This window comes from Saccharothrix tamanrassetensis (assembly GCF_014203665.1).
GTDB classification, from domain to species: Bacteria; Actinomycetota; Actinomycetes; order Mycobacteriales; family Pseudonocardiaceae; genus Actinosynnema; species Actinosynnema tamanrassetense.
Genome location: NZ_JACHJN010000011.1, coordinates 120,520 through 145,763 on the forward strand (window position 1 = coordinate 120,520; position 25,244 = coordinate 145,763).

Genomic DNA, 25,244 nt, shown 5'->3' on the forward strand with positions numbered 1-25,244 from the left:
TGTTAGTGGCGCGGACCATGCCGCGGCGGTTACCAGCCGCCCTGGGCCATGGTCTGGAACAGCCACTTCCCGTCGGTCTTCACCAGCAGGTCGCCGTACCGGACCACCTGCGAGAACTCGCCCGCCGTGATGGTCGCGTCGGTGATCACGAAGACCAGGTTGGCGTTCACGAAGATCGGCGTCCGCACGGACTCCATCCGCACGTCGCCGTCACCCAACTGCGCCGCCATGTCGGTCAGGAACCGGGCCCGGTCCCACGACTCCGCCGACCCGTCGGTCACCGCGTTGACCGGGAACAGCGCCATCCCCGCCATGGACTCGACGTCCTTGGCGACCGCCAGCGCATCCCACTTCTCGAACCACTCCAGGACGCCCGCCACGTCCTCGTCGGTCGGCACGAACCCAGCACCACTACCCGGCAGAGCACTCATGTCGTACATTGTACCGTACGACGTACGAAAAAGGTCGGCAGCAGTGACCTACGCCGCACAACTCCGGCATAGGCGCAGGTCAGAGAGTTGCCGGCGATTCCCGGCCGGTGGTCAGAGCAGGGTGAGTTGTTCCTGGTCGACGCCGCGGGGGTTCGGCACCGACGAGGGAAGGCTGCCTTCCGGCCACACGCCCTCGTCGTCGCCGGGCACCCCCACCGCGTCCAGGCTGCGCTTCACGTCCAAGCCGTGCCGCCGCAGCAGCGGCTGGATCCGGGCGGCGAGCCAACGCCGGTAGCGGGCGTCCACGTACGAACCGCGCGCGTACAGCTTGCGGTACCCGTCGGTGAGGTCCGGGCGTTCCCTCAGCAGCCACCGCGCGAACCACTCCCGCGCACCCGGCCGCAGGTGCAGCGGCAGCACGGTGACCCCGGACGCGCCCGCCGCCGCGATCTCCGCCAGCAGCTCGTCCAGCCGTTCCACCGAGTCGGTCAGCCCCGGCAGCACCGGCGCGACGAACACCCCGCACGGCAGCCCCGCTTCGCGGACCTTGCGCACCAGCTCCAGCCGTGCCTGCGGGCTCGGCGTGCCCGGCTCCAACCCCGCCTGCAACTCCCGGTCCAGCAAGGCGATCGACACCCCGATGCCGACCGACACCCCCTTGGCGGCCTCGCTCAGCAGCGGGATGTCCCGGGACAGCACCGTTCCCTTGGTCAGCACGGAGAACGGCGTGCCGGAGTCCGCGAGCGCCTTGATGATCCCCGGCATCAGCGCATACCGGCCCTCAGCCCGCTGGTACGGGTCGGTGTTCGTGCCCATGGCCACGTGCTCGCGCTGCCAGCGCCGCGACTTCAGCTGCGAGGTGAGCACCTCCACCGCGTTCACCTTCACCACGACCTGGGTGTCGAAGTCGCGCCCGGCGTCCAGGTCCAGGTAGGTGTGCGTGTTGCGGGCGAAGCAGTTGTGGCTGACCAGACCGTTCGCCACGAAGTCCCCGGTGCCGGTGGTGATGTCGTACAGCGTCCGCGTCACGCCCAGCGCTTCCACCGACACGACACCGAGCTGCGTCCGGCGCGGGACCTCCATGCCCTGCACCACGTTGCCGCGTGCCACCACCGGACCCGTCAGGTGCAGGAACCGCAGCTTCTCCGCCAGGCCACCGGTGATCCGCACGCCGCGCACCTCGACCACGTGCGCGACCTTCAGGCGCATCAACGCCAGCACCGCCGCCTCGAACACCACGCTGTCCGAACTGGACAGCACGAGTTCACCGGCGGTCGCCGAGCCCCGCGCGTCGAACACGCCCGCGAGGAAGCCCTTCGACCAGTCTTCGCCGGGCGTGGTGGGCCACTCGACCAACTCGCCTTCGCGCGGGATCGCACCACCCGCGTACTCCTGCGCCCGCGCCAGCACGTCCGGGTCGCTGGGCAGCCCGCCGCGCACCACGCCCCACAGGTAGCCGCGCCGGTACTCGTCGTTCACCGCCGGCGGTGCGGCGAACCGGCCCGTGCCGACCAGCCGGGCGCCCTTCACCAGGAACGGCCGTTCCTCGAAGTCCGCGCAACGGCCCGGCGTCAGGTGCTTCCAGCCGTCGTCGGCCAGGAACCGGTGGTCGCCGCTCGCCACGACCTGGGTGCCGTCCTCCAGGGTGAGCCGGTAGGCGGGCTTGACGGTCGTCCAGTGCGCCCGGACGCGCGTGGTGACGAACCGGCCTTCGCGCGTGCCGAACACCTCCTCCCCCACGGAGAGTTCCGCGATGGGCTTGGTGCGGCCGTCGGCCAGCAGGACGGGGGTGTCACCGGCCAGGCAGTACGTGCACCCGTGCGTGCAGCCCCGGTACGGGTTGACCGTCCAGCCGAACGGCAGCCGTCCGCCGGGAACCCTGTTGAGCACGGACTTGGCACGCACCTCGTGGAACACGACGTCGGCGAAGTCGGGAGTTCGTACGCTGCGGACCAGTCCCGGCAACCCCGGCAGAGCCTGCTGCCGGTCCGCCCCGTCCTTCTGCCCGTCCCATCGCATGCCCACATTCGAACATGCGTTCGAACAGCCGTCAAACGGAGTACCGGTGTCACTACTGGACGTCATCCTCTGGCCCTTCAACACCCCTGCGGTCACCTTCGCCGGCGTCGGCACCAGCTGGGGCGAGGTGACGGGTTTCGTCACGGGCGCCCTGTGCGTGTGGTTGGTGGCCAGGCAGAATTCCTGGAACTGGCCGATCGGCATCCTCAACAACCTGGCCTTCCTGGTGCTGTTCGCGACCGGCGGGCTCTACGCCGACTCGGGTCTCCAGGTCGTCTACATCGCACTGGCGCTGTACGGCTGGTGGGCGTGGTTGCGCGGCGGCACCGGACGCGGTCCGCTGCCGGTCAGCCGCACCACGCCCGCGCAGTGGTGGTGGCTGCTGGGGACGGGTGTGGCGGGCACGCTGCTGATCGTGTGGGTGCTCAAGTCGTTCACCACCTCCACGGTGCCGTGGGCCGACGCGGTCACGACGGTGCTCTCCCTGCTCGCCACCTGGGGTCAGACCCGCAAGAAGGTCGAGTGCTGGTGGCTGTGGATCGCGGCCGACGTGATCTACGTACCGTTGTACGCCTACAAGGACCTGTGGCTCACGGCGATCCTCTACCTGGGGTTCATCGGCCTGTGCGTGCTGGGCCTGCGGAATTGGACCCGCGCCCGGCGCGCGGACCTGGTCGCGGCATGACGGAGTTCACACATTCCCTGGTGCTCGGCAAGTTCTACCCGCCGCACGTCGGCCACCACCACCTGATCCGGGCGGCGGTCGCGCGCAGCTCCCGGGTCACCGTGACGGTGCTGGCGTCGTCCGTCGAGTCCATCCCGGTGGCGTCGCGCGTCGCGTGGTTGCGCGCCGAGCACGCGGGGACACCGGGCCTGGTGATTCTCGGCGACATCGACGACCACCCGATGGACTTCCACAGCGACACCGTGTGGGAGCTGCACATGGCGGTGACGCGGGCCGTGCTGGCGCGGCGGGCCATCCTGGACGGCGACCCGTCGCTCGCACCGGTCGACGCCGTGTTCTCCAGCGAGTCCTACGGTGACGAAATGGCGAAACGCCTTGGCGCACAACATGTCCTGGTCGATATCGGACGATCCGCGCACCCGGTCTCCGGCACCGCGGTCCGGGCGGCACCGGAGGCGAACTGGCACCACCTCGCGCCCGCGACCCGTGCCGGCCTGTGCGCGCGGATCGTCGTGGTCGGGGCCGAGAGCACCGGCACGACCACGCTGTCGCGACAACTCGCGGCGCACCTCGGCGCTTCCTGGGTACCCGAATACGGCCGTCTTCACACCGAGCACAAACTGGCCGCCGCCAAGGCGTTCGACCCGGCCGCTTCCATCGACAGTCTGGTGTGGACAGTCGGCGACTTCCAGGACGTCGCGGCGCGGCAGCAGGAGCTGGCGGACGCCGCTGCCGCCGAACGGCCGATCCTGGTGTGCGACAACGACCCGTGGGCCGCGACCGTGTGGGGTCACCGGTACCTGGGCGCGCCACACCCGGACATCGCGCCCGACGCGCACCGCCCCGCTCTGTACCTGCTCACCGACCACGAGGGCGTGCCGTTCGAGCAGGACGGCTGGCGCGACGGCGAGCACCTGCGCGCCTGGATGACCGGCCTGTTCCGCGCGGGGCTGGCGGAGCGGGGCGTGCCGTGGTCGGTGGTCACCGGTTCGCCCGCCGCCCGGCTGGGACAGGCCGTGGCGGCGTGCGAACCGGTGCTGGCGCGGCACTTCCGCTTCGCGGACCCGTTGGGCTAGCCGACGACCCGTTGCGCCGGATGCCGGACGCTCGGGCTAGACCGTCACCAGTACCTGGTCCAGCGACTTGCGGACCAGGTTCGGCACCACGCAGTCGTCCGCCGGGTAGCCGATCGGGATGACCGCGAACGCCTTCTCGTTGCGCGGCCGGCCCAGCACCTCGCCCAGGAACTTCATCGGCGACGGCGTGTGGGTCAGCGCCGCGAGCCCACCGAGGTGCAGCGCGGTGAGCAACATGCCGACCGCGATGCCCACGGACTCGTCGACGTAGTAGTGCTTGCGGCTGCTGCCGTCGGGTTCCAGGTAGAAGCGCTGCTGGAAGACGACGACCAGCTCGGGCGCGTCGGTGAGGTGCGGTTTGACGTCGTCGGTGCCCAGCGGTCGCAGCGCGTCGAGCCACTCGTCGCCGAGCCGCCCGTTGTAGGAGATGCGCTCCTCGTGCTCGGCGGCGGCCCGGATCGCCTTGCGCACCTCGGGGTCGACCACGCGGACGAACGTCCACGGCTGCTGGTGCGCGCCGCTCGGCGCGGTCGACGCGACGGCGATCGCGTCCAGCACGACCTGGGTGGGCACGGGGTCCGGGGAGAACATGCGGACCGTGCGGCGCTCGTCCATGCGGGCGCGCAGCTCGGCCGCCGTGCGCAGGGACTGCTCGGCCGGCATCCGCGCGGGCCGGTAGGGCAGCGGTTCAAAGTCCTGACCGTGGATGGGAGTCCAGTTCGTCACCCCACGGACTGTGGCACCGCAACCCGATGTGTTGAACCCCCGAACCCGAAATTCGCACCGAAGTGTCCGGAAATCGGACGGTCGGCGGTGATCGGGAACCGGTCGGCCAGGCACAGGTCGTCGTGCACCCGGAGCGGGGCGCCCTCCGGCGGGGTGTCCTGGTGAACCACCTCACCCGGAGCGGTGGCGAGTCCTTTGTGGACGGAAGCGCGCCCATGGAAGCTGCCCGGACCGCTGCGGTGAAGATCAGGCAGTATGTGCACCGTGCACGCCAAGGACCTGATCGCCGCGCACGGCCACGGGCACGGCCGCGACACCGAGCCCTCGTCCGCGCCGGTCCGCAGGCTGTTGCTGGTCCTGCTGCTGCCGCTGGTGCTGGCGACCGTGGTGGGCGCACTGGTGCTCTACCCGTTCGGCCACGACCAGCCCACCGGCGCGGACGCGGGCCTCACGCAGGTTCCGGTGCGCGGCGACGTGACGGCCGTGGCGCGCGGCGGGTGCGGGCCCGATGCCGACCAGCCCGGCGCGACCGGGTGCGTGCTGGTGACGGTGAAGATGGCCGACGGCGCGGCGACCGGGCGGGAGGTGCGCATCCCGGTGCCGGACCAGGCGTCCTCCCCGACGTTCGCGGTGGGCGACGCGGTGGTCCTGTCGTTCGGCGGGGGCGATCCGACGTCCAGCCAGTCCTACCAGCTCGCCGACTTCCAGCGCGGCGTGCCGATGGTGCTGCTCGTGGTGCTGTTCGTGGCGGCCGTGCTGCTGCTCGGGCGGTGGCGGGGCCTGGCCGCGCTGGGTGCGCTCGCGCTGAGCTTCGTCGTCCTGGTGCTGTTCGTGCTGCCCGCGATCCTGGCCGGCGAGGACCCGCTGTCGGTCGCCGTGGTCGGGGCCGGGCTGATCATGTTCGTGGTCCTCTACCTCACGCACGGCGTGTCCGCCCGCACCTCCGCGGCGGTGCTCGGGACGCTGGTCAGCCTCGCGCTGATCGGTGTGCTGGGCGTGGTGTTCTCGGCGTTCGGCAAGCTCACCGGGCTGGACCAGGACACCGCGAACCTGGTGTCGCTGCTCGGGCACGGCATCGACACGCGCGGGCTGCTGCTGGCGGGCACCATCATCGGCGCGCTGGGCGTGCTGGACGACGTGACCGTGACGCAGACCAGCGCGGTGTGGGAGCTGCGGCGGGCCAACCCGTCGCTCGGGTTCCGCGAGCTGTACGCCGCCGGGTCCAGGATCGGCCGCGACCACCTGTCGTCGGTGGTGAACACGCTGGTCATGGCGTACGCGGGCACCGCGCTGCCGCTGCTGCTGGCGTTCTCGCTGTCCGGCCGGGACCTCGGCGAGATCCTCACCGCGCAGCAGGTGGCGCAGGAGGTCGTGCGCACCCTGGTCGGCAGCATCGGCCTGGTCGCGGCGGTGCCGATCACGACGGCGTTGGCGGCGTTCGTGGCGGGGCGGGAGGACGTGCCCCGGATCGAGGCCGACGAAGACCTCGACGACGAGCCGGACGACGAGGCCGAGGACGGGTGGGACGACGAGCCGGAACCGGAGCCGGAGCGGTGGTCCCGGATGACCGGGGACCTGCGCACCGGGTACGACCCGGCCAAAGGGCCGTGGCGGCGGCCGGTCTAGGTGAGCGGAGGACGTGGCCGCGCCGGGTGGGACCGAGGATCACCGCCCTGGCCGGCGACACCGGCCGACCGGACGAGCCGATCCGCGTCCCGGCCGCCGCCCCGGTCCGCGACGAGGCGGCACGGAGCGGCCGGGCGGGCTGGTGGACCGGCTGCCCGACCATCGGCGACGCGGTCCGGCGCTACCGGGATAATCAGGGTGTGGGACGCACCCGGAAGGCCGACGAGACCATCACCAGAGAGGTCGACTCGGGCATCGCCGAACTCGTCCCAGACCCGGACGTGCCCCGCGCGTGGACCCTGCGCCTCAACGGCACGCCCCAGTCGCACGTCGACCTGGACGACCCGCGCCACCTGGAGTTCGAGTACGTCCGCCGGCTCGGCCACGTGGCCGACCTGCTCGCGCCCGGCGACGACCCGGTCCGGGCTCTGCACCTGGGCGGCGGGGCGCTGTCCCTCCCCCGCTACATCGCCGACACCCGACCCCGTTCGACGCAGCAGGTCGTGGAGATCGACGCGGCGCTCATCGACCTGGTGCGCGGCCTGCTCCCGCTGGACCGCACGTGGCGGGTGAAGATCCGCCACGGTGACGCCCGGGAGGTGCTGGCCAAGGCGCCGGAGGACACCTTCGACCTCGTGGTGACCGATGTCTTCGCGGGCGCCCGGACCCCGGCGCACCTGACGTCCGTCGAGTTCGTGGAACTCGCGGCCCGCACGCTGCGCGGCGGCGGGATCTACGCGGCGAACATCGGCGACGGCGGCAAACTGGCGTTCGCCAAGGCCCAGGCGGCGACCGTGTGCGAGGTGTTCCCGCACGTGTGCGTGATGGCCGAGCCCGCCGTGTTCCGAGGGCGCCGCTTCGGCAACTTCGTGCTCCTCGGCTCGTACGTCGAACTGCCGATCCCGGACCTGGTCCGCCGCACGGCGGGCGACCCGTTCCCGGGGCGGGTGGAGCACGACGACTCCCTGATCAGGTTCATCGGCGGCACCCGGGCCACGACGGACGAGACCGCCACCCAGTCCCCGCCCCCGCCGAAGGGCACCTGGGGCCTGCCGTCCGACTGACCCGTCACCACCACGCGCCGACACCCCGGCCGGGTCGCGGGCAGCGCCCGAGCCTCAGTCCAACGTGGACACGAAGCGCGAGATGGCGTCCGGGTTCAGCTTCTGCGCCAGCCGACCGGCCGGGGCCAGCGACCCCAGCTGGTACAGCGGCCGGTCCGCCGCCGCCAGCCCGCGCGCCTCCGCCCGCAACTGCGCGACCAGCAACTCGGAGAACACCAGACCGGGCGCGTCACCGCGACCGGCCAGCACGTCGGCCAGCTTCCGCAGCGCGAACACGCCCTGCTCACGCCCGCCGGTGCCGGCGTAGACGGCCAGCGCCAGGTTGATCGCCTTCCCGCCGCCGCGCACGAACAACCCGACGGTCCGACTGCCGCGCATGTCCGTCACCAGCAGGTCCAGCTGGTCGGCCGTGTGCAGGTCGACCGAACGCGTGCCGAAGGCGCGCACGGACAGGACGTGGCCCTCCAGCCACACCCGCCGACGCGCCTCCGACCACGCCAACAACAGCAGCGGCACGGCGAACACGGCCGCCGTGACCAGACCGGCCGTCCGGCCGGCGAGCAGTCCCAGCAACCCGCCGAACGCGGCGGCCACCATCAGCGCGCCGACACCCACCGTCCGGGCGCGCTTGCGCACCGCGGCGGGGTCCAGCAGGTCGAGTGGGATCCGCTCGCTCACCGGCCCAACGCCTCCCGCACCGAGATCACCACGTCCACCAGCGGCACCTCGCGCTGGTCGCCGGTGGCCAGCTCCTTGAGCTGCACGACGCCCGCCTCGATGTCCCGCTCGCCCAGCACCAGCGCGTACCGCGCCCCGGACCGGTCGGCGCCCTTCATCGCGCCCTTGAGGCCCTTGCCGCCGTACGCCAGGTCGTACCGCACGCCGGCCGCCCGCAGCGGGGCCGACAGCGCCACCAGCCGGGACTTGGCGGCCTCGCCCAGCGGCACGCCGTACACGTCGCACCGCGACACGTCGCCCGGCTGCACGCCTTCGACCTGGCACGCCAGCAGCGACCGGTCCACGCCCAGGCCGAAGCCGACACCGGACAGCGGCTGGCCGCCCAACTGCTCCATCAGCCCGTCGTACCGGCCGCCGCCGCCGATGGCGGACTGCGCGCCCAGCCCGTCGTGCACGAACTCGAAGCAGGTCTTGGTGTAGTAGTCCAGGCCGCGCACCATCCGCGGGTTCTCCACGAACTTCACGCCCAGGTCGTCCAGGTAGCCCTTGACCTGCTCGTAGTGCGCGCGCGACGCGTCGGACAGGTGGTCGCGCATGAGCGGCGCGTCCTCCACCATCGCCCGCACCTCGGGCCGCTTGTCGTCCAGCACCCGCAACGGGTTGATGCCGGCCCGCCGCCGGGTCTCGTCGTCCAGCGGCAGCTTCGCCAGGAACGCCTGGAGCCGCTCCCGGTACGCCGGCCGGTCCGACGAGTCGCCCAGCGACGTCAGCTCCAACCGGTACCCGGTCAGCCCCATCTCCCGGAACGCCTCGTCGGCGACCGCGATGACCTCGGCGTCCAGCGCCGGGTCGTCCACCCCGACGGCTTCCACGCCGACCTGGTGGAACTGCCGGTAGCGGCCGGACTGGGGCTGTTCGGCGCGGAAGAACTGGCCGGCGTAGGCGAGCTTCAGCGGCAGCTGGCCCTTGTCCAGCCCGTGCTCGATGACCGCCCGCATCACGCCGGCGGTGCCCTCGGGGCGCAACGTGATGGAACGGCCGCCGCGGTCGGTGAAGGTGTACATCTCCTTCGTGACCACGTCGGTGGACTCGCCGACACCGCGCGCGAACAGCGCGGTGTCCTCGAAGACGGGCAGCTCGATGTAGCCGTACCCGGCGCGGCGCGCGGAACCCAGCAGGGTGTCGCGGACCGCCAGGAACGTGGCGGAGGTCGGCGGGAAGTAGTCGGGCACGCCCTTGGGGGCGGAGAACGCGGTCACGGTTTCTACAGTCCTCGGTGCGGTGCGGCGGGCGCGTCGTCGCCCAGTTCCAGCAGGAAAGGGTTGCTCACGCGCTCGCGGCCGATGGTCGTCGTGGGCCCGTGGCCGGGCAGTACCACTGTGTCGTCGTCCAACGTCAGCACCTTCGTGCGCAGTGACGTCAGCATGGCGCGGTGGTCGCCGCCCGGCAGGTCGGTGCGTCCGATGGAGCCGGCGAAGAGGGTGTCGCCGGACAGCACGAGCCGTCCGCCCTCCTCGGTGCCGGCGCGGAACATCACCGACCCGCCGGTATGGCCCGGTGTGTGGTCGACCGTCAGCCGCAGCCCCGCCAGCTCCAGCTCGGCCCGGTCGGTCAGCTCGCGCACCTCACGCGGTTCGCGCATCTCCAGGTTGCCGCCGAAGAACGCGCGCGACTCGGCGCTGATGCCCTTCAACGGGTCGGAGAGCAGCACCCGGTCGTCCGGGTGGATCCACGCGGGGATGTCGTTGCCGTCGCAGACCGGCGCGACGGAGAACGTGTGGTCGAAGTGCCCGTGCGTGAGCAGCACGGCCACCGGCGACAGGCGGTGCTCCCGCAGCGCCTCGGCGACCGGCTCGGCCGCGTCCTGGCCCGGATCGACCACCACGCACGGCCCGCCGGCCTCGGTGGCCAGCACGAAGCAGTTGGCCTGGAGAGCGCCGGTGGGGAACCCGATCACCAGCACGCGGACACCTCTCGTCGGCGACGGAATGGCAACAGATGCCTGTGGACCTGTTAACCAGCCTATCCGCCTGACGCCGGCTATATACGAGCCCCCTAGACTGCTGACCGATCGTCGCCGGTCGACGCGAGAACAGGGAGGTTGCAGGTGCCGACCAACGTGCAGCGCCGCGAGCAGGCCAAGCGGAAGCTGGAGCGCCAGCTCGTCCGCCGGGCGGAGCGCGCGAAGCGGCGCCGAGTCCTTGCTGTGGTCGTGACGGCGGCCCTCGTCGTCGTGGTCGCGGGCGGTGTCTACTTCCTCGCCACGACCGACTTCAACAGCGGCGACGACAACGCCGCCGGGAGCTCGACCACGCCCACCCCGGTCCAGATCCCGACCGAGGTCAAGCCGCTGCCGAAGCGGCCGACCCCGTTGGCGGACCCGGTGAACTGCGAGTACCGCCCGTCGAAGGAAGCCTCGGCCAAGGAGGGCACGAAGGCCCCCGAAGCCGCCGGCGCCTCCTCCGCCGGAACGGCCGCCGCCACCATCAAGTCCAACATCGGCGAACTGAAGCTGACCCTGGACCGCTCGCTGGCGCCGTGCACGGTGAACAGCTTCGTCAGCCTGGCCAAGCAGGGCTACTTCAACGGCACCACCTGCCACCGCATCGGCACCCAGGGCCTGCAGATGCTCCAGTGCGGCGACCCGACCGGCTCCGGCAGCGGCGGCCCGGGCTACGCGTTCGACAACGAGACGTGGCCCGAGTTGACCTACGGTCGCGGCTACCTCGCCATGGCCAACGCCGGCGCGGACCCGGAGACCCAGAAGGGCACGAACGGCAGCCAGTTCTTCATCGTCTACGGCGACGCCCAGCTGTCCCCGGACTACACGGTCTTCGGCAGCGTGGACGAAGCGGGCCTGAAGCTCATCGACGAGGTGGCCCGAGCCGGCCACGACGGCTCCTTCGACCCGTCCCCCGGCGGCGGCAAGCCGAACAAGGAAGTCAAGTTCGAGGAAGTCACCGTCGCCTAGAACACCGGACGCGAAGGGGCCCCACACTCGGGAGAGGAGTGCGGGGCCCCTTCGTCTTCCCCGCCGGGGTGTGAGGCACCCGGCGCCCGGATCGTGACACCGCCGCCTGACGTTTCGCTGACGCCCCAAGCCACAGGCAGCAAGCGCCCCCCATCCCGCCCCCGGCCGCCCGCCACAACCCCGCCCGGGCCCGCGCCCGGCCAGCACGCGCCCGGCCCGCGACCGGCCAGACTCCGAGCTTCGTGTTCTCCCCGTATGGCCTGCCCGCAGGGCAACCACACTTGGCAATGGGGTGCAAGCACGCTTCACCGCTTGCACCCCATTGCCAAGGGTGGTGGTCTTTGACAGGTCATACGGGGAGAACACGACCGCTTTTCAAGCTTTTGCCCTTCAAGCCTCCTTGGAGGCCTGCCCGTCCGGCGAGGACGCTTTTAATCTTGGCCCGTAGACCAAAACCCGCGCCTACCCGACTATAAAACCCCATCGATAAAGCGACACCCGACCGACCTAAAACTCAAGAAGCCGACGTGACCCGGTACACGTCATAAACGCCCTCAACACTGCGAACAGCCTTCAAGACGTGCCCCAGGTGCTTCGGGTCACCCATCTCGAACGAGAATCGACTGACCGCCACCCGATCCCGCGACGTGGTCACCGAAGCCGAAAGAATGTTCACCTTCTCATCGGCGAGCACCTTTGTGACGTCAGACAACAACCGGTGCCGGTCCAACGCCTCGACCTGGATGGCCACCAAGAACACCGAAGACGACGAAGGCGCCCACTCGACGTCCAACAACCGCTCGGGCGTCTTCACCAGCTCATCGGCATTTGTGCAGTCGGTCCGGTGCACCGAAACCCCGCCACCACGGGTGACGAACCCGAGAATGTCGTCCCCGGGAACCGGCGTGCAACACCGGGCCAATTTCACCCAGACGTCCGCCGCGTCCTTGACGATGACCCCGGCATCCCCGGTGACCCGGCGCCGGGCCACCGTGGAAGGCGTGGAACGCTCCGCCAGCTCTTCCTCGGCGTGGTCGACCCCGCCGAGCTGGGCCACCAACCGCTGCACCACGTGCCGCGCGGAGGTGTGCCCCTCGCCGACAGCGGCGTACAACGCCGAAACGTCCGGGTAGTGCAGCTCTTTGGAAAGGGCACCCATCGAGTTCGCGGACACCAGGCGCTGCAGCGGAAGACCGACCCGCCGCACCTCCTTGGCGATCGCGTCCTTGCCGACCTCGATGGCCTCTTCCTTGCGCTCCTTCGCGAACCACTGCTTGATCTTCGCCTTCGCCCTGGGCGACGCGGCGAACGACAGCCAGTCCCGGGACGGCCCCGCCCCCTCCGCCTTGGAGGTGAAGATCTCGATGACCTCGCCGTTCTCCAGCTTCCGCTCCAGCGCCACCAGCCGGCCGTTCACCCGCGCCCCGATGCACCGGTGCCCGACCTCGGTGTGCACGGCGTACGCGAAGTCCACCGGCGTGGACCCGGTCGGCAGCGTCACCACGTCACCCTTGGGCGTGAAGACGAAGATCTCCCGAGCCGCGAGGTCGAACCGCAACGACTCCAGGAACTCACCCGGGTCGGCGGCTTCCCGCTGCCAGTCGAGCAGTTGGCGCATCCACGCCATCTCGTCGACCTCGACGCCCTTGCCGCTGTGGGTGCCCCGGGTCTCCTTGTACCGCCAGTGCGCCGCGATGCCGTACTCGGCGGTGCGGTGCATGTCGTAGGTCCGGATCTGCACTTCCAGCGGCTTGCCGTCGGGGCCGATCACGGTGGTGTGCAGGGACTGGTACACGCCGAACCTGGGCTGGGCGATGTAGTCCTTGAACCTGCCGGGCATGGGCTGCCACAGCGCGTGCACCACGCCCATGGCGGCGTAGCAGTCCCGGACCTCGTCCACCTGGATCCGCACGCCCACCAGGTCGTGGATGTCGTCGAACTCCCGGCCCCGGACGATCATCTTCTGGTGGATGGAGTAGTAGTGCTTCGGACGCCCCTCCACCTTCGCGGTGATCCGGGCGGACTCCAGCTGCGAGGACAGCTCGTTGATCACGCCGCTCAGGTAGGTGTCCCGAGAGGGGGCGCGGTTCGCGACCAGGCGGACGATCTCGTCGTACTTCTTCGGCTGCAGGATCGCGAACGCGAGGTCTTCCAGCTCCCACTTCACGGTGGCCATGCCCAGCCGGTGCGCCAGCGGGGCCAGCACCTCGAGGGTTTCCCGCGCCTTCCGGGCCTGCTTCTCGGGCGGGAGGAACCGCATCGTCCGCATGTTGTGCAGGCGGTCGGCGAGCTTGATCACCAGGACGCGCGGGTCCTTGGCCATGGCGATGACCATCTTGCGGATGGTCTCCGCTTCGGCGGCCGCGCCCAGCTTGACCTTGTCCAGCTTGGTCACGCCGTCCACGAGGAGTGCCACTTCGTTGCCGAAGTCGACGCGGAGCTGGTCCAGGGAGTAGTCGGTGTCCTCGACGGTGTCGTGCAGCAGGGCGGCCACCAGGGTGGTGGTGTCCATGCCCAGCTCGGCCAGGATGGTGGCCACGGCGAGGGGGTGGGTGATGTACGGGTCACCGGACTTGCGGCGTTGGGGGCGGTGCTTCTCCTCGGCCACGTCGTAGGCGTGCTGGAGGAGTGCCAGGTCGGCCTTGGGGTGCAGGTCGCGGTGGACCGCGGCCAGGGGTTCCAGGACCTGTTTGACGGGGGCGGCCCGCTGGGCGGTGATCCGGCGGGCGAGTCGTGCGCGCACGCGCCTGGTCGCCGACGGAGGCCGTGCGGGCACGGGCTGCGGCGTCGCGGCGGGTTCGGTGTCCTGGCTCAACCACGCTCCTCGGGGCTAGGAACCGAGGATAACTCCGTGGCGGGGGTTGTCCGGGTTGCCGGCCGATGAGCGGTGAACTTCACACGACGAACTGCATTGGGAGTTCAGTCGGAGCGATATGGGATCGGGGCGGGTGGAGCTGTGGGGGGCAGAGCCGAAAGCGATGGGCGTAAGGAGGAAGAGCGAGAGGGCGAGGGGGGGAAGAGCGAGGGGCGAGGGGGCGGAGGGAGGGGGAAGAGTTAAAAAGAGAAGAGCGTCCTCGCCGGACGGGCTGGCCGCCAAGGATGGGGGGCAAAGCTCTTCGAGCTTTGCGGGTGTGGCTGTGTGTCATCCCCGTATGGCCTGGTCGAAGACAACCACCCTTGTCTTGGGGGTGCAAGCGGTGAAGCGTGCTTGCACCCCCAAGACAAGCGCGGTTCGCTGCGCGCAGGCCATACGGGGATGACACACAGGTGGGTGGTGTGCGCTGCGCGCGGGCTCGGGCGTTGTGGCTGGGTGTCGTGGCCGGGTTTTGGCTGGTCAGACGGCTAGCAGGGAGTGCACTGAGCGGCCGGGTAGGCGGTCTCGGCCGGCCAGGGCGGTGAGCTCCAAGGCCACGGAGACGCCGGTTACCACGCCGCCCGCCCGTTCCACTAGTTGGCAGGCCGCGGCGGCGGTGCCGCCGGTGGCCAGGACGTCGTCGACCACCACCACCTGCTGGCCCGGGGTGATGGAGTCGGCGGGGAGTTCCAGGGTGGCCGTGCCGTACTCCAGGTCGTAGGAGACCCGGTGGGCGACGGCGGGCAGCTTGCCCGGTTTGCGGAGCGGGACCACGCCGTAGCGCCAGCCGTAGCCGAGGGCGGCTCCGAGGAGGAAGCCGCGCGACTCGATGGCGGCCACCACCTGCGTGTCCGGGTGGATCTTGTCCTGGAGGGCGTCCACCACGGCGCGCAGCGCGTCGGGGTTGGCCAGGACCGGCGTGAGGTCCCGGAAGACGACCCCCGGTCGGGGGAAGTCCGGGACCTCACGCAGCAGCCCAAGGGCTCGGTCGAGCTTCAACGGTGCTTCTTGCCGGTCGGTCGGCGACGGGTGTCGGCGGCCTTGCCGGTGCGGGACGGGACGCCGGCCGCGGCGGTGAGGGCCTTCTCCTTGCGGAGTTCGGCCTGCAACGACTCGTCGTCGGTGGACTCCACGATGTCGCCGCCGGTGGCCGGTTCGCCGGACGCCTTGCGCGCCAGGTTGTCGCGGCGGGCCTGCACGCGGGCGGCCTGGGCCTTGTAGCGCGGGTCGCGCATCTTCAGGTCCACGGCGGCCGGGGTGGCGATGTAGATCGACGACAGGGCGCCGATCGCCATACCGGTCAGCTGGACCAGGGCCAGGTCCTTCAGGGTGCCGACGCCGAGCAGGCCCACGCCGATCGCCAGCAGGCCCAGCACGGGCAGCAGGGCGATCAGGGACGTGTTGATCGAGCGCATCAGGGTCTGGTTGACCGCCAGGTTGGCCGCCTCGCCGTAGGTGCGCCTGGTCAGGCCCAGGATCCCTCTGGTGTTCTCCTTGACCTTGTCGAACACCACGACTGTGTCGTACAGCGAGAAGCCCAGGATGGTGAGCAGGCCGATCACCGTCGCGGGCGAGACCTCGAAGCCGACCAGCGAGTAGATGCCGGCCGTGATGAGGACGTCGTGGAACACGGCGACCAGCGCGGCGATGGCCATCGACCACTCGAAGTACAGCGCCAGGAAGATCGCCACCGCGACGAAGAACACGGCGAGCGCGATGATGGCCTGGGTGGTGATCGAGCCGCCCCACGACGCCGACACCGCGCTGTCGCTGATGGTGTCGATGCCGCCGTTGGGCTTGAGGTCGTTGTTCAGCGCCTCCTTGACCGTCGCGACCTTCGCCGCGTCCAGCGTCTCGGAGCGGATCTGGATGGTGGCCGACGCGCCGGTGCCCACGGCCTGCACGGCGGTGGGCTCCGCGCCGAGCGCCTTGGTGAAGCTGTCCTTGGCCGCGTCCGTGCTGATCTCACCGGACGCGGACACCGCGGGCAGCTGGATGCGCGTGCCGCCGGTGAAGTCGATGCCCAGGTTGAAGCCGCGGAACAGGATCGAGCCGATGCAGATCAGCAGGATCAGGCCGAAGAGCACGTACCAGCGCTTGCGCTTGCCGATGATGTCGAACGCGCCCGTCCCGACGTACAGCCGGTGGAACACACTGCCCTTGGACTGTGACATCGGATCAGACCTCCTTCACGGCGGCGCTCTTGGCTGCCGACAGGGCCCGCTCGTCGGCGCCCGCCTGGGCGGCCCCGCCCAGGCCGGACAGCTTCGGGTTGGACAGCGACTTCGACTTGGAGACCATCGAGACCAGCGGGTGCGTGACCAGGAAGACCACGACCAGGTCCAGGACGGTCGACATGCCGAGGGTGAACGCGAAGCCCTTCACCTGGCCCACCGCGATCACGTACAGGATGGCCGAGGCGAGGAAGCTGACCGCGTCCGCCGACAGGATGGTACGACGGGAACGGACCCACGCGCGCGGTACGCCGGAGCGGAACGTCCGGCCTTCGCGCACTTCGTCCTTCAACCGTTCGAAGAACACCACGAACGAGTCCGCGGTGATACCGATGGCCACGATGAACCCGGCGATGCCCGCGAGGTCCAGGGTGAACCCGATCCAGCGGCCGAGCAGCACCAGCACGCCGTAGACCACCACGCCGGACAGCACCAGCGACAGGATCGTCAGCACGCCCAGCAGGCGGTAGTAGATGAGGCAGTAGACGAACACCAGCGCGAGGCCGATGCCGCCCGCGATCAGGCCGGCCTTGAGCGAGGACAGGCCCAGCGTCGCGGACACCGTCTCCGCCTCGGAGGCCTCGAACGACAGCGGGAGCGAGCCGTACTTCAGCACGTTCGCCAGGCCGTCGGCCTCCTTCTGGGTGAACTTGCCGGAGATCTGCGTCGAACCGCCCAGGATCGGCTCGTTGATGTTCGGCGCGGACACCACCTGGGTGTCCAGCACCACGGCGACCTGCTGGGACACGTTCGCCGAGGTGAACTTGCCCCACTTGTCGCCGCCCGCGCCCTTGAACGTCAGGTTGACGATGAAGCCGGCGCCCTGCGGGTCGGTGCCGGACACCGCGTTGTCGATGTCCTCACCGCTCAGCCGGCTGTACAGCGAGAAGTCGTCGTCCTTGACGCTGCCGTCGGTGGGCGGGGTGACCGGCGCGAGCACGTACTTGAACTCGTTCTTCTGGTCGCACGTGAGCAGCGGCAGCGCCGGGTCGTCGTTGCCCAGCAGCGGGTCCTTGGCCGGGCAGGTGAACGCGGTCAGCGCCTGCGACACGGTCTGCGCGTCCAGCGTGGTCAGCGCGGGGTCCTGGCGGCAGGTGCGGGACTCGTGGATGGCGTCCTCGGTCTTCTCCGCGTACTCGCCGTTGAACACCTTGCGGCAGTCGACCTCCGGCTTGGCCGGCGCGGACGTCGTCGTGGCGGGCGGCGTCGTGGTCGCGGGCGGCGGCGTGGTCGTCGGCTGGCCCTCCAGCGCCGGGGCGGGCCTGCCCTGGGCCGTGGTGGTCGGCGCGGACGCCGTCTCCGAGCCCGCCGGCGCGCTCGGCGCCGTGGTCGGCGTGGCCGAGCCCGACGGGGCCTGCGCACTGGACGACGACGGCGGAGCGGCCTGCGCGTTCGGCAGCGGCGAGCCGACCACCTTGCGGAAGTTCAGCTTCGCGGTCTGGCCGAGGCGCTTGGCGCCCTCGCTGTCCGCGCCGGGGACCGTGATCACCAGGTTGGTGCCGTCGCGGACGACCTCCGCGCCGTTGACACCGAGCCCGTTCACCCGGGTCTCGATCAACTCCCGGGCTTGGTTGAGCGCCTGGTCCGTCGGCGTCTGGCCATCCGGTGCGCGTGCGGTCAACGTGACCCGCGTGCCACCCTGGAGGTCGATGCCGAGCTTGGGAGTCGCGTTGCCGTTCCCGGTGAAGAACACCAAGGAGTACAGCGCGACCACGATGAGGACAAACGCGCCCAAGTACTTCGCGGGGCGGATTTGCCCGGCCGGAGGTGCCACGGTCCGTCCGTCTCCTAGAACTCCGAAGATGATGTCGAACGCCGCCACGACCGTGGAACACGGATCAGGGCAGCGCTTGCCCACCCGACACTGCCCTGCCGGGTGATTGCGCAGCGTACCCCGCACCGTGTGAGTTGTCTGTCACCGGATCTCGATCCGGCCGCGGACCGCCCGGAGGATTCCCGACCGGCCATAAGGCGTTAACCGGACCAATCGCATCGGCCGTTCGGCGTTCACACTTGACCCGGTCCGCACCGGTCATTCACCACGGCAATCGGCACGCGGCGGCGAAAGGATTGTGCCGCGCCGCGGCACAACCCCATTGCCTTTCCTCAGCTACTTCTTGGTGTCCTGCTGCACCGGCGCGTCGACCACCGCGTCCGCGTCCTCGACGTCGTCCACGACGGCGTCGGTCTCGTCGGCGTCGGCCACGACCTTCTCCCGGACCGCCTGGCGCAGCCACGTCGTGACGACGCCGTCGGCGATCTCCAGTTCGATGGTCGTCTCGTCGCTCGCGTCGGCGACGGTCGCGTACAGCCCGGAGGTCGTCATGACCCGGTCACCCGGCTCCAGGGAGTTGAGCAGCGCCTGCTGCTCGGCGACCGCCCTCTTCTGCTTGCGGGCGCTGAGGAACAGCGGCACCGCGAGCAGCACGAGCAGCAGCGGGAACATCAAGGAAGACAGGTTGCCCATCATTCTCCGTTCAACCGGCGCGGCGGGACAGGTCTGCCCGGAACGTCCGGATTTCTGGGGTACCGCCGCCGATTGTGCCAGGTCAGCAATCGCGCTCAGTCGCCGGCGTCGTCGAACAGCGAGCGGGTCGCCTCACCGGGGGCCTTCGCGGGTGGCTGGAGCCCCAGGTGCAGCCACGCCGAGGCGGTCGCGACCCGGCCGCGCGGCGTGCGGGCCAACATACCGGCCCGCACCAGGTAGGGCTCGCACACCTCCTCCACCGTGGTCGGCTCCTCGCCCACCGCCACGGCCAGCGTGGAGACGCCCACCGGTCCGCCGCCGAACGACTTCACCAGCGCGCCCAGCACCGCCCGGTCCAGCCGGTCCAGGCCCAGTTCGTCCACGTCGTAGACGGCCAGCGCCTCCTGCGCCACCGCGCGGGTGACCGCGCCGTCCGCGCGCACCTCGGCGAAGTCGCGCACCCGGCGCAGCAGCCGGTTGGCGATCCGGGGTGTGCCGCGGGACCGGCCGGCGATCTCGTGGCCGCCGTCCTCGCGCAGGTCGACGCCGAGGATCTTGGCCGACCGGCGGATGATCAGCTCCAGCTCGTCCGCGCGGTAGAACTCCATGTGCCCGGTGAACCCGAACCGGTCGCGCAGCGGGCCGGTCAGCGCCCCGGACCGGGTGGTCGCGCCGACCAGGGTGAACGGGGCGATGTCCAGCGGGATGCTGGTCGCGCCCGGCCCCTTGCCGACCACCACGTCGACCCGGAAGTCCTCCATCGCCAGGTACAGCATCTCCTCGGCGGGCCGGGCCATCCGGTGGATCTCGTCGATGAACAGCACGTCGCCCTCGACCAGGTTGGACAGCATCGCGGCGAGGTCGCCGGCGCGTTCCAGGGCCGGGCCGGAGGTGATGCGCAGCGACGCGCCCAGCTCGGCCGCGATGATCATGGCGAGGCTGGTCTTGCCCAGGCCGGGCGGCCCGGACAGCAGCACGTGGTCCGGTGGCGCGCCGCGCTGCATCGCGCCGCGCAGCACCAGGTCGAGCTGCTCGCGGACCTTCGGCTGGCCGACGAACTCCTGGAGGTCCCTGGGCCGCAGCGTCGACTCGACGTCCCGCTCGGTCGGGTCGGGCAGCGGGTTGAGGGTGTCCTCCTCCTCGAACTCGAAGCTCACTGCGCCTCCGCGGGGTCGACCGCGCCGGCTGGGCTCACCGCACGGCGCGCGTCGGCGGGGCTCACGGCACAGCGCGCATCGGCGCAGCTCACAACGGGGCGTGCGTCGGCGCAGCTCACGACCGGGCGTGCGTCGGCGGGGCTCACCGCTTGCGCCCCAGCGCGGCCAAGGCCCGGCGGAGGACCTCGGAGGTGCCCAGCGCGCCGTCCTCGGCGAGCACCGCGTCCACCGTCTGCTCGGCCTGCTTGGCGGGGAACCCGAGCCCCAGCAGCGCTTCGGCGACCTGCGTGCGGACCTGACCGGTGCCCTGGGACGCGGCGGGCGCGGTCTGCAGCTGGCCGACCTTGTCCCGCAGCTCGATGATGAGCCGCTCGGCACCCTTGCGGCCGATGCCGGGCACCTGGGTGAGCACGGTGATGTTGCCCTCGGCCAGCGCGGCGCGCAGCTTGTCCGGCTCCAGCACGGCCAGCGTCGCCAGCGCCAGCCTCGGCCCGATCCCGGACACGGTCTGGAGCAGCCCGAACAGCTCGCGCGCCTCGGCGTCGGCGAACCCGAACAGGGTCAGCGAGTCCTCCCGCACCACCAGCGCGGTGGACAGCCGCACCTCCTCGCCCCGGCGCAGCGTGGCGAGCGTGGCGGGCGTGGCCTGCACGGCGAAGCCGACACCCCCGACCTCCACGACCACGTGATCGAGTCCGATGGACAGCACCTGCCCACGAAGCGACGAAATCACTTGGTCTTCCCTCCGGTCTCGGCGGCCGTCGACGGACCCGACAGCCGGGCACTGGCCTGTGCCAGTTTCGCGCGGTGCGTCCGGGCGAGTTCGGCCGCCCTGGCTTGGGCCTCCTCCAGCCGCGACCGCATGGGCGCGCGCCACAGGTGGCAGATGGCCAACGCGAGCGCGTCGGCGGCGTCGGCGGGCTTGGGCGCGGTCTTGAGCCCCAGCAGCTTGGTGACCATGGCGGTGACCTGGGCCTTGTCCGCCCGACCGGACCCGGTGACGGCCGCCTTCACCTCACTCGGCGTGTGGAACACGACCGGCAGGTCCCGGCGCGCGGCGGCCAGCGCCACCACGCCGCCCGCCTGGGCGGTGCCCATCGCGGTGCGCACGTTGTACTGGCTGAACACCCGTTCCACGGCCACCACCTGCGGCCGGTAGCGGTCCAGCCACTCGTCCACCGCGTTCGACAGCAGCAGCAGCCGCACCGCCAGGTCCGCGTCCACGGGCGTGCGCACCACGTCGACCGCGACCGGGCGCACGGTGCGGCCGGGGCCCCCGTCGACCACCCCGAAACCGCATCGGGTCAAGCCGGGGTCGACTCCGAACACGCGCACCTTGGTCCCCTCGAAGGCCCGTCACGAACACCAGTTCGAACCGTACCGGGTACCGGCCCGCGTACCTGGACCGACACGCGTCCGGTGACCATCGGACACCCCCCGGTCGACACAGCGTCACCAGGTCACTACAGTGGCTCGGTCCACTGATCGACTCCAGTCGCGGCATAGGCGGGGTGCCATGACCCTGAGGCGGTTCAGCGTCGTCACCGCTGCCGTCTGCCTGCTGCTGGCCGGGGTGGTGGCGCTGGTGGTCTCCGGGGTGCTGGACCGCTCCACCTCGTTGGCGATCGACAAGTTCACGCAGCTCACCGGCGCGACCGCGGCGATGGTCTGCTACTGGCGGGCGGCCCGCCGCCGGCAGGGCACGGCCCGCCGCTGGCGGCTGTGGATGGTCGCCTCGATGGCGAGCCTGGTGGTCGGGCTGTGCGCGTGGACCTGGGGCCAGGTCTTCCTGGGCGTGTCGCTGCCGTCGACCACGGTCGCGCCGCTGGGCTTCATCCTGGTGCCGGTGCTCGCCCTGTTCGCCGTGCTGGTGCTGGGCCACGGCGGCACGGGCTCGCTGCCCAACCACCGCAGCCGGCTGGTGATCGTGCTGGACGGGCTGATCGTGGTCGGCTCGCTGTTCGTGCTCACCTGGGTGTCGCTGCTGGAGTCGATGGTGCGGGCGTGGGCCACCTCCGGTCCGGGCTTCGCGACCGTGGTGGCGCACCCGGCCGCGTACCTGGTGCTGCTGGTCGTACTGCTGGTGTCGTCGTGGTCGCACCGCTCGGTGCGGCAGCTGCCGATGCTGTTCGTGGCCTTGGCGGCGCTCGGGCAGTCGGCGTCCGGCTGGGTGTTCGCGTCCCTGGTGAGCAAGGGCGCGACGGCGATCCCGACGGCCGCCGACATCGGCTTCATGGTGTGCCCGGCGTTGTTCTTCCTGTCGTCGATCGCGCCGAGCAGCGGCAGCCGGGAGCGCTCGTCGGAGGGGCGGCTGCGCGCGGGCGAGATGCTGCACATCCTGGTGCCGTACCTGCCGATGCTGGTGACCGGCCTGTTCATCGTGGTGGGCACGGCGACCGGCGTGCGGCTGAACCCGTTCGAGGTCTACGTCGGCCTGGGTGTCGTGCTGCTGGTGATCGCACGGCAGCTGTTCACCCTGATCGACAACGTGCGGCTGCTGGAGCAGCTGCGGGTCAGCCGGGAACGGCTGCGCCACCAGGCCTACCACGACCCGCTGACCGGGGTGGCGAACCGCGCGCTGTTCCGCGAACGCCTCAACGCCGCGCTGGAGGACCGCGAGCCGCTGGTGGTGCTGTTCATCGACGTGGACGGCTTCAAGGACGTCAACGACAACTACGGCCACGCCGAAGGCGACGAGGTGCTGCGGATCGTCGCCCAGCGCCTCCAGCACTGCGTGCGCCCGCAGGACACGGTGGCCCGGCTGGGCGGCGACGAGTTCGGCATCCTGGTGGACGGCTACCCGTCGCCGCCGGAGGAGATCGGTCACCGGGTGCTGGAGGCGATGTCGTCCCCGCACCGGACGGCGGGCGGCGAGCACGTCATCCGGGCCAGCATCGGCATCGCGCACCGCGCCGCCCACGGCCCGGCGCGCACCGCGGACGACCTGCTGGGCAGCGCCGACGCGGCGATGTACACGGCGAAACGACTGGGCAAGGGCATGGTCGTGGTGCACGGATCGGTGGAGGCGGAACTGTCATGACCTCGAACGGGACGACCCCGGGCCGGTACCGGGAGCCGTTGACCGCGGACCGGGTGATCGAACTGCTGGGCCTGGCGGAACTGCCCGTGGAGGGCGGTCACTTCGGCCAGTCGTGGCGGTCGGCGGAGGCGTCGGCCATCTACTACCTGCTGCGGTCGCCCGAGTTCTCCGGCCTGCACAGGCTGTCCCACCTGGAGGTCTACGCCCACCACGCGGGCGCACCGCTGCGGATGCTGCTGCTGCACCCCGACGGCACGGTCACCCGGCCGGTGCTGGGTCTCGACCTGGCGGCGGGCCAGCGTCCGCAGGTGGTGGTGGCACCGGGCGTGTGGCAGGCGAGCGAGCCGGACGGCGACTGGTCGCTGGTGGGCACCGTGGTGGTGCCGCCGTACACCGACGACGTGGTGGAGTTCGCCAAGGCCGCCGACCTGGAGCCGGTCTACCCGGAGCACGTCGAACTGATCCGGCGCTTCTCCCGGTTCTGATCCACCGCTCCCGTCCCGGTGTTCCGCCGGTTGGTCAGCCCAGTTCGCGCAGCAGCGGGACGACGTCCTCGGAGAACTGGTCGAGGAAGCGCCGCTGGTCGTGGCCGGGTCCGTGGAACACCAGGTGGTTCAGGCCGGCGTCCAGGTAGGGCTTGATCCGCGCGACCGCGTCCTGCGGGTCGGAGGCGACGATCCAGCGCTTGGCGACCTGCTCGATCGGCAGTTCGTCGGCCAGCCGCTCCATCTCCTCGGCGCTGTCCACGGTGTGCTTCTGCTCGGGGGTGAGCGACAGCGGGGCCCAGAACCGGGTGTTCTCCAGTGCCGCCGCCGGGTCGCGGTCGTAGGACAGCTTGACCTCGATCATCCGGTCGATGTCGGCCGGGTCGCGCTCGGCGGCCTCCGCGCCGGCGGCCACGGCGGGCAGCAGCTTCCCGGTGTAGAGCTCCATGCCCTTGCCGGAGGTGCAGATGAACCCGTCGCCCGCGCGGCCCGCGTACTTGGCCACGGTCGGGCCGCCGGCCGCGACGTAGATCGGCACCGGGCGTTGCGGGCGGTCGTAGACCTTGGCGTTGACCAGCTGGTAGTACTCGCCGGAGAAGTTGACGTTGTCGCCGGTCCACAGCTCGCGGATGAGCCGGACCGCCTCGCGCAGGCGGGCGAAGCGCTCCTTGAACTCGGGCCACTCCCGGCCGGACACGGCGATCTCGTTGAGCGCCTCACCGGTGCCGACGCCGAGGAAGACCCGGTCCTCGTACAGCAGCGCCATGGTGGCGAACGCCTGCGCGATCACCGCCGGGTTGTAGCGGAACGTCGGCGTGAGCACGCTGGTGCCGATCCGGACCCGGCTCGTCCGCTCCCCCACCGCCGCCATCCAGGACAGCGCGAACGGCGCGTGCCCGCCTTCGTGCCGCCAGGGCAGGAAGTGGTCGGACACCGTCACGCTGTCCAGGCCGACCTCTTCGGCGCGCACGGCGTACTCCACGAGGTCCCGCGGCCCGAACTGCTCCGCGGAGGCCTTGTAGCCGATCTTCAAGTCCATTGCCGCTCCCTGTCGCCTTGATCCCCGACCGGCACTTTACGGACCTGGCCCGATCCGCCGCGCGCGGGAGAACCCTCAGCGCACGTGACCGTTGGCGGGCACGGCAACCAGCGCGGTCAGCCCATCGTCTTCTGGCCGTCCAGCGTCTCGCGCAGGATGTCGGCGTGGCCGGCGTGCTGCGAGGTCTCCGCGATCAGGTGCAGCAGCACCCGCCGGACGGTCCACGAGGCGCCGGACTCGAACCAGGGCGCGACCGGCAGCGGGTGGGCGGTGTCCATGTCCAGCCCCGCGACGAGTTCCCCGGTCTTGCGCGCGGTCGCCTCGTAGTCGGCGAGCAGGCTCTCCAGGGTCTCGCCGGGCACCATGCGGAAGCCGTTCTCCCAGTCGTTCTCCACGCTCTCCATCAGCTCGGCGCCGCCGACCGCGAAGCGCATCCAGCTCTCCTCCACGTTCCGGACGTGCTTGACGAGGCCGCCGAGGGACAGCGCGCTCGCGGTCGGGGTGGCGGACGCCTGCTCGTCGGTGAGGCCCTGCACGGTGAAGCGCAGGAAGCCGCGGTGCTTGGCCAGCGTGGTCAGCAGGTCGGTCTGCTCGGTGGTCAGCTGCGCGGTGCGGGTCATGACTGCCTTCTTCCGTCGTCGTCGGAACCGACTCTAAGCGCCATTGCGGTCAACTACGGTCCTCGATTCCCA

23 protein-coding genes are annotated in these 25,244 nt (G+C 71.0%); 7 read left to right on the plus strand and 16 right to left on the minus strand.

Going from position 1 to position 25,244, the window contains the following annotated elements; genetic code table 11:
* Nucleotides 1-29: 29 nt before the first annotated feature.
* Both FHS29_RS29855 and FHS29_RS29860 read right to left on the minus strand, forming a co-directional pair.
* Nucleotides 30-431 carry a nuclear transport factor 2 family protein gene (locus FHS29_RS29855; protein ID WP_184696360.1) on the minus strand — a complete coding sequence of 134 codons (402 nt, stop codon included), beginning with the start codon at nucleotides 429-431 and terminating at the stop codon, nucleotides 30-32.
* 111 nt (nucleotides 432-542) lie between these two features.
* Entirely contained in the window at nucleotides 543-2,450 is a 1,908-nt protein-coding gene (locus FHS29_RS29860) for an intein-containing Rv2578c family radical SAM protein (RefSeq protein ID WP_184696362.1), read from the minus strand.
* A gap of 46 nt (nucleotides 2,451-2,496) precedes the next feature.
* Here FHS29_RS29860 and pnuC point away from each other — a divergent pair, with 46 nt between their 5' ends.
* Together pnuC and FHS29_RS29870 are read left to right on the plus strand one after the other, a co-directional pair.
* Entirely contained in the window at nucleotides 2,497-3,135 is a 639-nt protein-coding gene (pnuC, locus tag FHS29_RS29865) for a nicotinamide riboside transporter PnuC (RefSeq protein WP_312865161.1), read from the plus strand.
* Nucleotides 3,132-4,211, plus strand: coding sequence for an AAA family ATPase (locus tag FHS29_RS29870; RefSeq protein ID WP_184696366.1), 1,080 nt, complete (start codon nucleotides 3,132-3,134; stop codon nucleotides 4,209-4,211). The genes pnuC and FHS29_RS29870 overlap by 4 nt, the downstream gene beginning before the upstream one ends.
* Before the next feature lie 36 nt (nucleotides 4,212-4,247).
* On the opposite strand, the gene FHS29_RS29875 is transcribed toward FHS29_RS29870, so the two are convergent.
* The gene (locus FHS29_RS29875; protein WP_246441011.1) at nucleotides 4,248-4,874 is read right to left on the minus strand and encodes a nitroreductase family protein; all 627 of its coding nucleotides are present in this window, start codon (nucleotides 4,872-4,874) and stop codon (nucleotides 4,248-4,250) included.
* Between the two features lie 318 nt (nucleotides 4,875-5,192).
* On the opposite strand from FHS29_RS29875, the gene FHS29_RS29880 reads away from it, so the two are divergent.
* Both FHS29_RS29880 and FHS29_RS29885 read left to right on the plus strand, forming a co-directional pair.
* Nucleotides 5,193-6,563 carry a YibE/F family protein gene (locus FHS29_RS29880; protein WP_184696369.1) on the plus strand — a complete coding sequence of 457 codons (1,371 nt, stop codon included), beginning with the start codon at nucleotides 5,193-5,195 and terminating at the stop codon, nucleotides 6,561-6,563.
* Nucleotides 6,564-6,589: 26 nt separating this feature from the next.
* Nucleotides 6,590-7,627 (plus strand): spermidine synthase, encoded by a 1,038-nt coding sequence (locus FHS29_RS29885; RefSeq protein ID WP_312865162.1) that lies wholly within the window; start codon nucleotides 6,590-6,592, stop codon nucleotides 7,625-7,627.
* Between the two features lie 54 nt (nucleotides 7,628-7,681).
* Here the strand turns inward: FHS29_RS29885 and FHS29_RS29890 are convergent, their stop codons facing one another.
* The 3 genes from FHS29_RS29890 to FHS29_RS29900 are packed head-to-tail and all read right to left on the minus strand — an operon-like array spanning nucleotide 7,682 to nucleotide 10,268.
* A complete protein-coding gene (locus tag FHS29_RS29890; RefSeq protein ID WP_184696371.1) occupies nucleotides 7,682-8,305 on the minus strand; it encodes a hypothetical protein in 624 nt (207 codons plus the stop codon).
* Nucleotides 8,302-9,564 carry a histidine--tRNA ligase gene (gene hisS / locus FHS29_RS29895; protein WP_184696373.1) on the minus strand — a complete coding sequence of 421 codons (1,263 nt, stop codon included), beginning with the start codon at nucleotides 9,562-9,564 and terminating at the stop codon, nucleotides 8,302-8,304. Before hisS ends, FHS29_RS29890 begins: the two co-directional genes overlap by 4 nt.
* A gap of 5 nt (nucleotides 9,565-9,569) precedes the next feature.
* On the minus strand, nucleotides 9,570-10,268 hold the full coding sequence (locus tag FHS29_RS29900; protein ID WP_184696375.1) for an MBL fold metallo-hydrolase: 699 nt from the start codon (nucleotides 10,266-10,268) through the stop codon (nucleotides 9,570-9,572).
* A gap of 144 nt (nucleotides 10,269-10,412) precedes the next feature.
* Here FHS29_RS29900 and FHS29_RS29905 point away from each other — a divergent pair, with 144 nt between their 5' ends.
* Nucleotides 10,413-11,276 (plus strand): peptidylprolyl isomerase, encoded by an 864-nt coding sequence (locus FHS29_RS29905; protein WP_184696377.1) that lies wholly within the window; start codon nucleotides 10,413-10,415, stop codon nucleotides 11,274-11,276.
* A 514-nt stretch (nucleotides 11,277-11,790) separates the two neighbouring features.
* Here FHS29_RS29905 and FHS29_RS29910 read toward each other — a convergent pair.
* The 8 genes from FHS29_RS29910 to ruvC form a co-directional block, all read right to left on the minus strand.
* Nucleotides 11,791-14,091: a RelA/SpoT family protein gene (locus FHS29_RS29910; protein ID WP_184696380.1), complete on the minus strand. Its 2,301-nt coding sequence runs from the start codon at nucleotides 14,089-14,091 to the stop codon at nucleotides 11,791-11,793.
* A 519-nt stretch (nucleotides 14,092-14,610) separates the two neighbouring features.
* Entirely contained in the window at nucleotides 14,611-15,129 is a 519-nt protein-coding gene (locus tag FHS29_RS29915) for an adenine phosphoribosyltransferase (protein ID WP_184696382.1), read from the minus strand.
* Entirely contained in the window at nucleotides 15,126-16,304 is a 1,179-nt protein-coding gene (gene secF / locus FHS29_RS29920) for a protein translocase subunit SecF (RefSeq protein ID WP_184696384.1), read from the minus strand. Before secF ends, FHS29_RS29915 begins: the two co-directional genes overlap by 4 nt.
* A 4-nt stretch (nucleotides 16,305-16,308) precedes the next feature.
* A complete protein-coding gene (gene secD, locus FHS29_RS29925) occupies nucleotides 16,309-18,138 on the minus strand; it encodes a protein translocase subunit SecD (protein ID WP_184696386.1) in 1,830 nt (609 codons plus the stop codon).
* A gap of 336 nt (nucleotides 18,139-18,474) precedes the next feature.
* Complete coding sequence (gene yajC, locus FHS29_RS29930) at nucleotides 18,475-18,831, minus strand: preprotein translocase subunit YajC (protein ID WP_376774485.1); 357 nt, start codon at nucleotides 18,829-18,831, stop codon at nucleotides 18,475-18,477.
* Between the two features lie 95 nt (nucleotides 18,832-18,926).
* A complete protein-coding gene (gene ruvB, locus FHS29_RS29935; protein WP_184696388.1) occupies nucleotides 18,927-19,988 on the minus strand; it encodes a Holliday junction branch migration DNA helicase RuvB in 1,062 nt (353 codons plus the stop codon).
* Nucleotides 19,989-20,130: 142 nt separating this feature from the next.
* The gene (gene ruvA, locus FHS29_RS29940; RefSeq protein WP_184696390.1) at nucleotides 20,131-20,721 is read right to left on the minus strand and encodes a Holliday junction branch migration protein RuvA; all 591 of its coding nucleotides are present in this window, start codon (nucleotides 20,719-20,721) and stop codon (nucleotides 20,131-20,133) included.
* Nucleotides 20,718-21,323, minus strand: coding sequence for a crossover junction endodeoxyribonuclease RuvC (ruvC, locus tag FHS29_RS29945; RefSeq protein WP_184696392.1), 606 nt, complete (start codon nucleotides 21,321-21,323; stop codon nucleotides 20,718-20,720). Before ruvC ends, ruvA begins: the two co-directional genes overlap by 4 nt.
* Nucleotides 21,324-21,504: 181 nt before the next feature.
* On the opposite strand from ruvC, the gene FHS29_RS29950 reads away from it, so the two are divergent.
* Entirely contained in the window at nucleotides 21,505-23,028 is a 1,524-nt protein-coding gene (locus FHS29_RS29950; protein WP_184696394.1) for a GGDEF domain-containing protein, read from the plus strand.
* Nucleotides 23,025-23,513: a cupin domain-containing protein gene (locus FHS29_RS29955; protein WP_184696397.1), complete on the plus strand. Its 489-nt coding sequence runs from the start codon at nucleotides 23,025-23,027 to the stop codon at nucleotides 23,511-23,513. The genes FHS29_RS29950 and FHS29_RS29955 overlap by 4 nt, the downstream gene beginning before the upstream one ends.
* Before the next feature lie 34 nt (nucleotides 23,514-23,547).
* On the opposite strand, the gene fgd is transcribed toward FHS29_RS29955, so the two are convergent.
* Entirely contained in the window at nucleotides 23,548-24,552 is a 1,005-nt protein-coding gene (gene fgd, locus FHS29_RS29960) for a glucose-6-phosphate dehydrogenase (coenzyme-F420) (RefSeq protein WP_184696399.1), read from the minus strand.
* 116 nt (nucleotides 24,553-24,668) lie between these two features.
* Nucleotides 24,669-25,172: a DinB family protein gene (locus FHS29_RS29965; protein WP_184696401.1), complete on the minus strand. Its 504-nt coding sequence runs from the start codon at nucleotides 25,170-25,172 to the stop codon at nucleotides 24,669-24,671.
* Nucleotides 25,173-25,244: the final 72 nt, after the last annotated feature.

Excerpts from the sequence above, each read along its gene's own strand:
- FHS29_RS29855 (WP_184696360.1), bottom strand. The coding sequence starts at position 431 with ATGAGTGCTCTGCCGGGTAGTGGTGCTGGGTTCGTGCCGACCGACGAG.
- FHS29_RS29860 (WP_184696362.1), bottom strand. The coding sequence starts at position 2,450 with ATGCGATGGGACGGGCAGAAGGACGGGGCGGACCGGCAGCAGGCTCTG.
- FHS29_RS29870 (WP_184696366.1), top strand. The coding sequence starts at position 3,132 with ATGACGGAGTTCACACATTCCCTGGTGCTCGGCAAGTTCTACCCGCCG.
- FHS29_RS29875 (WP_246441011.1), bottom strand. The coding sequence starts at position 4,874 with ATGCCGGCCGAGCAGTCCCTGCGCACGGCGGCCGAGCTGCGCGCCCGC.
- FHS29_RS29880 (WP_184696369.1), top strand. The coding sequence starts at position 5,193 with ATGTGCACCGTGCACGCCAAGGACCTGATCGCCGCGCACGGCCACGGG.
- secF (WP_184696384.1), bottom strand. The coding sequence starts at position 16,304 with ATGTCACAGTCCAAGGGCAGTGTGTTCCACCGGCTGTACGTCGGGACG.
- yajC (WP_376774485.1), bottom strand. The coding sequence starts at position 18,831 with ATGGGCAACCTGTCTTCCTTGATGTTCCCGCTGCTGCTCGTGCTGCTC.
- FHS29_RS29950 (WP_184696394.1), top strand. The coding sequence starts at position 21,505 with ATGACCCTGAGGCGGTTCAGCGTCGTCACCGCTGCCGTCTGCCTGCTG.
- FHS29_RS29955 (WP_184696397.1), top strand. The coding sequence starts at position 23,025 with ATGACCTCGAACGGGACGACCCCGGGCCGGTACCGGGAGCCGTTGACC.
- fgd (WP_184696399.1), bottom strand. The coding sequence starts at position 24,552 with ATGGACTTGAAGATCGGCTACAAGGCCTCCGCGGAGCAGTTCGGGCCG.
- FHS29_RS29965 (WP_184696401.1), bottom strand. The coding sequence starts at position 25,172 with ATGACCCGCACCGCGCAGCTGACCACCGAGCAGACCGACCTGCTGACC.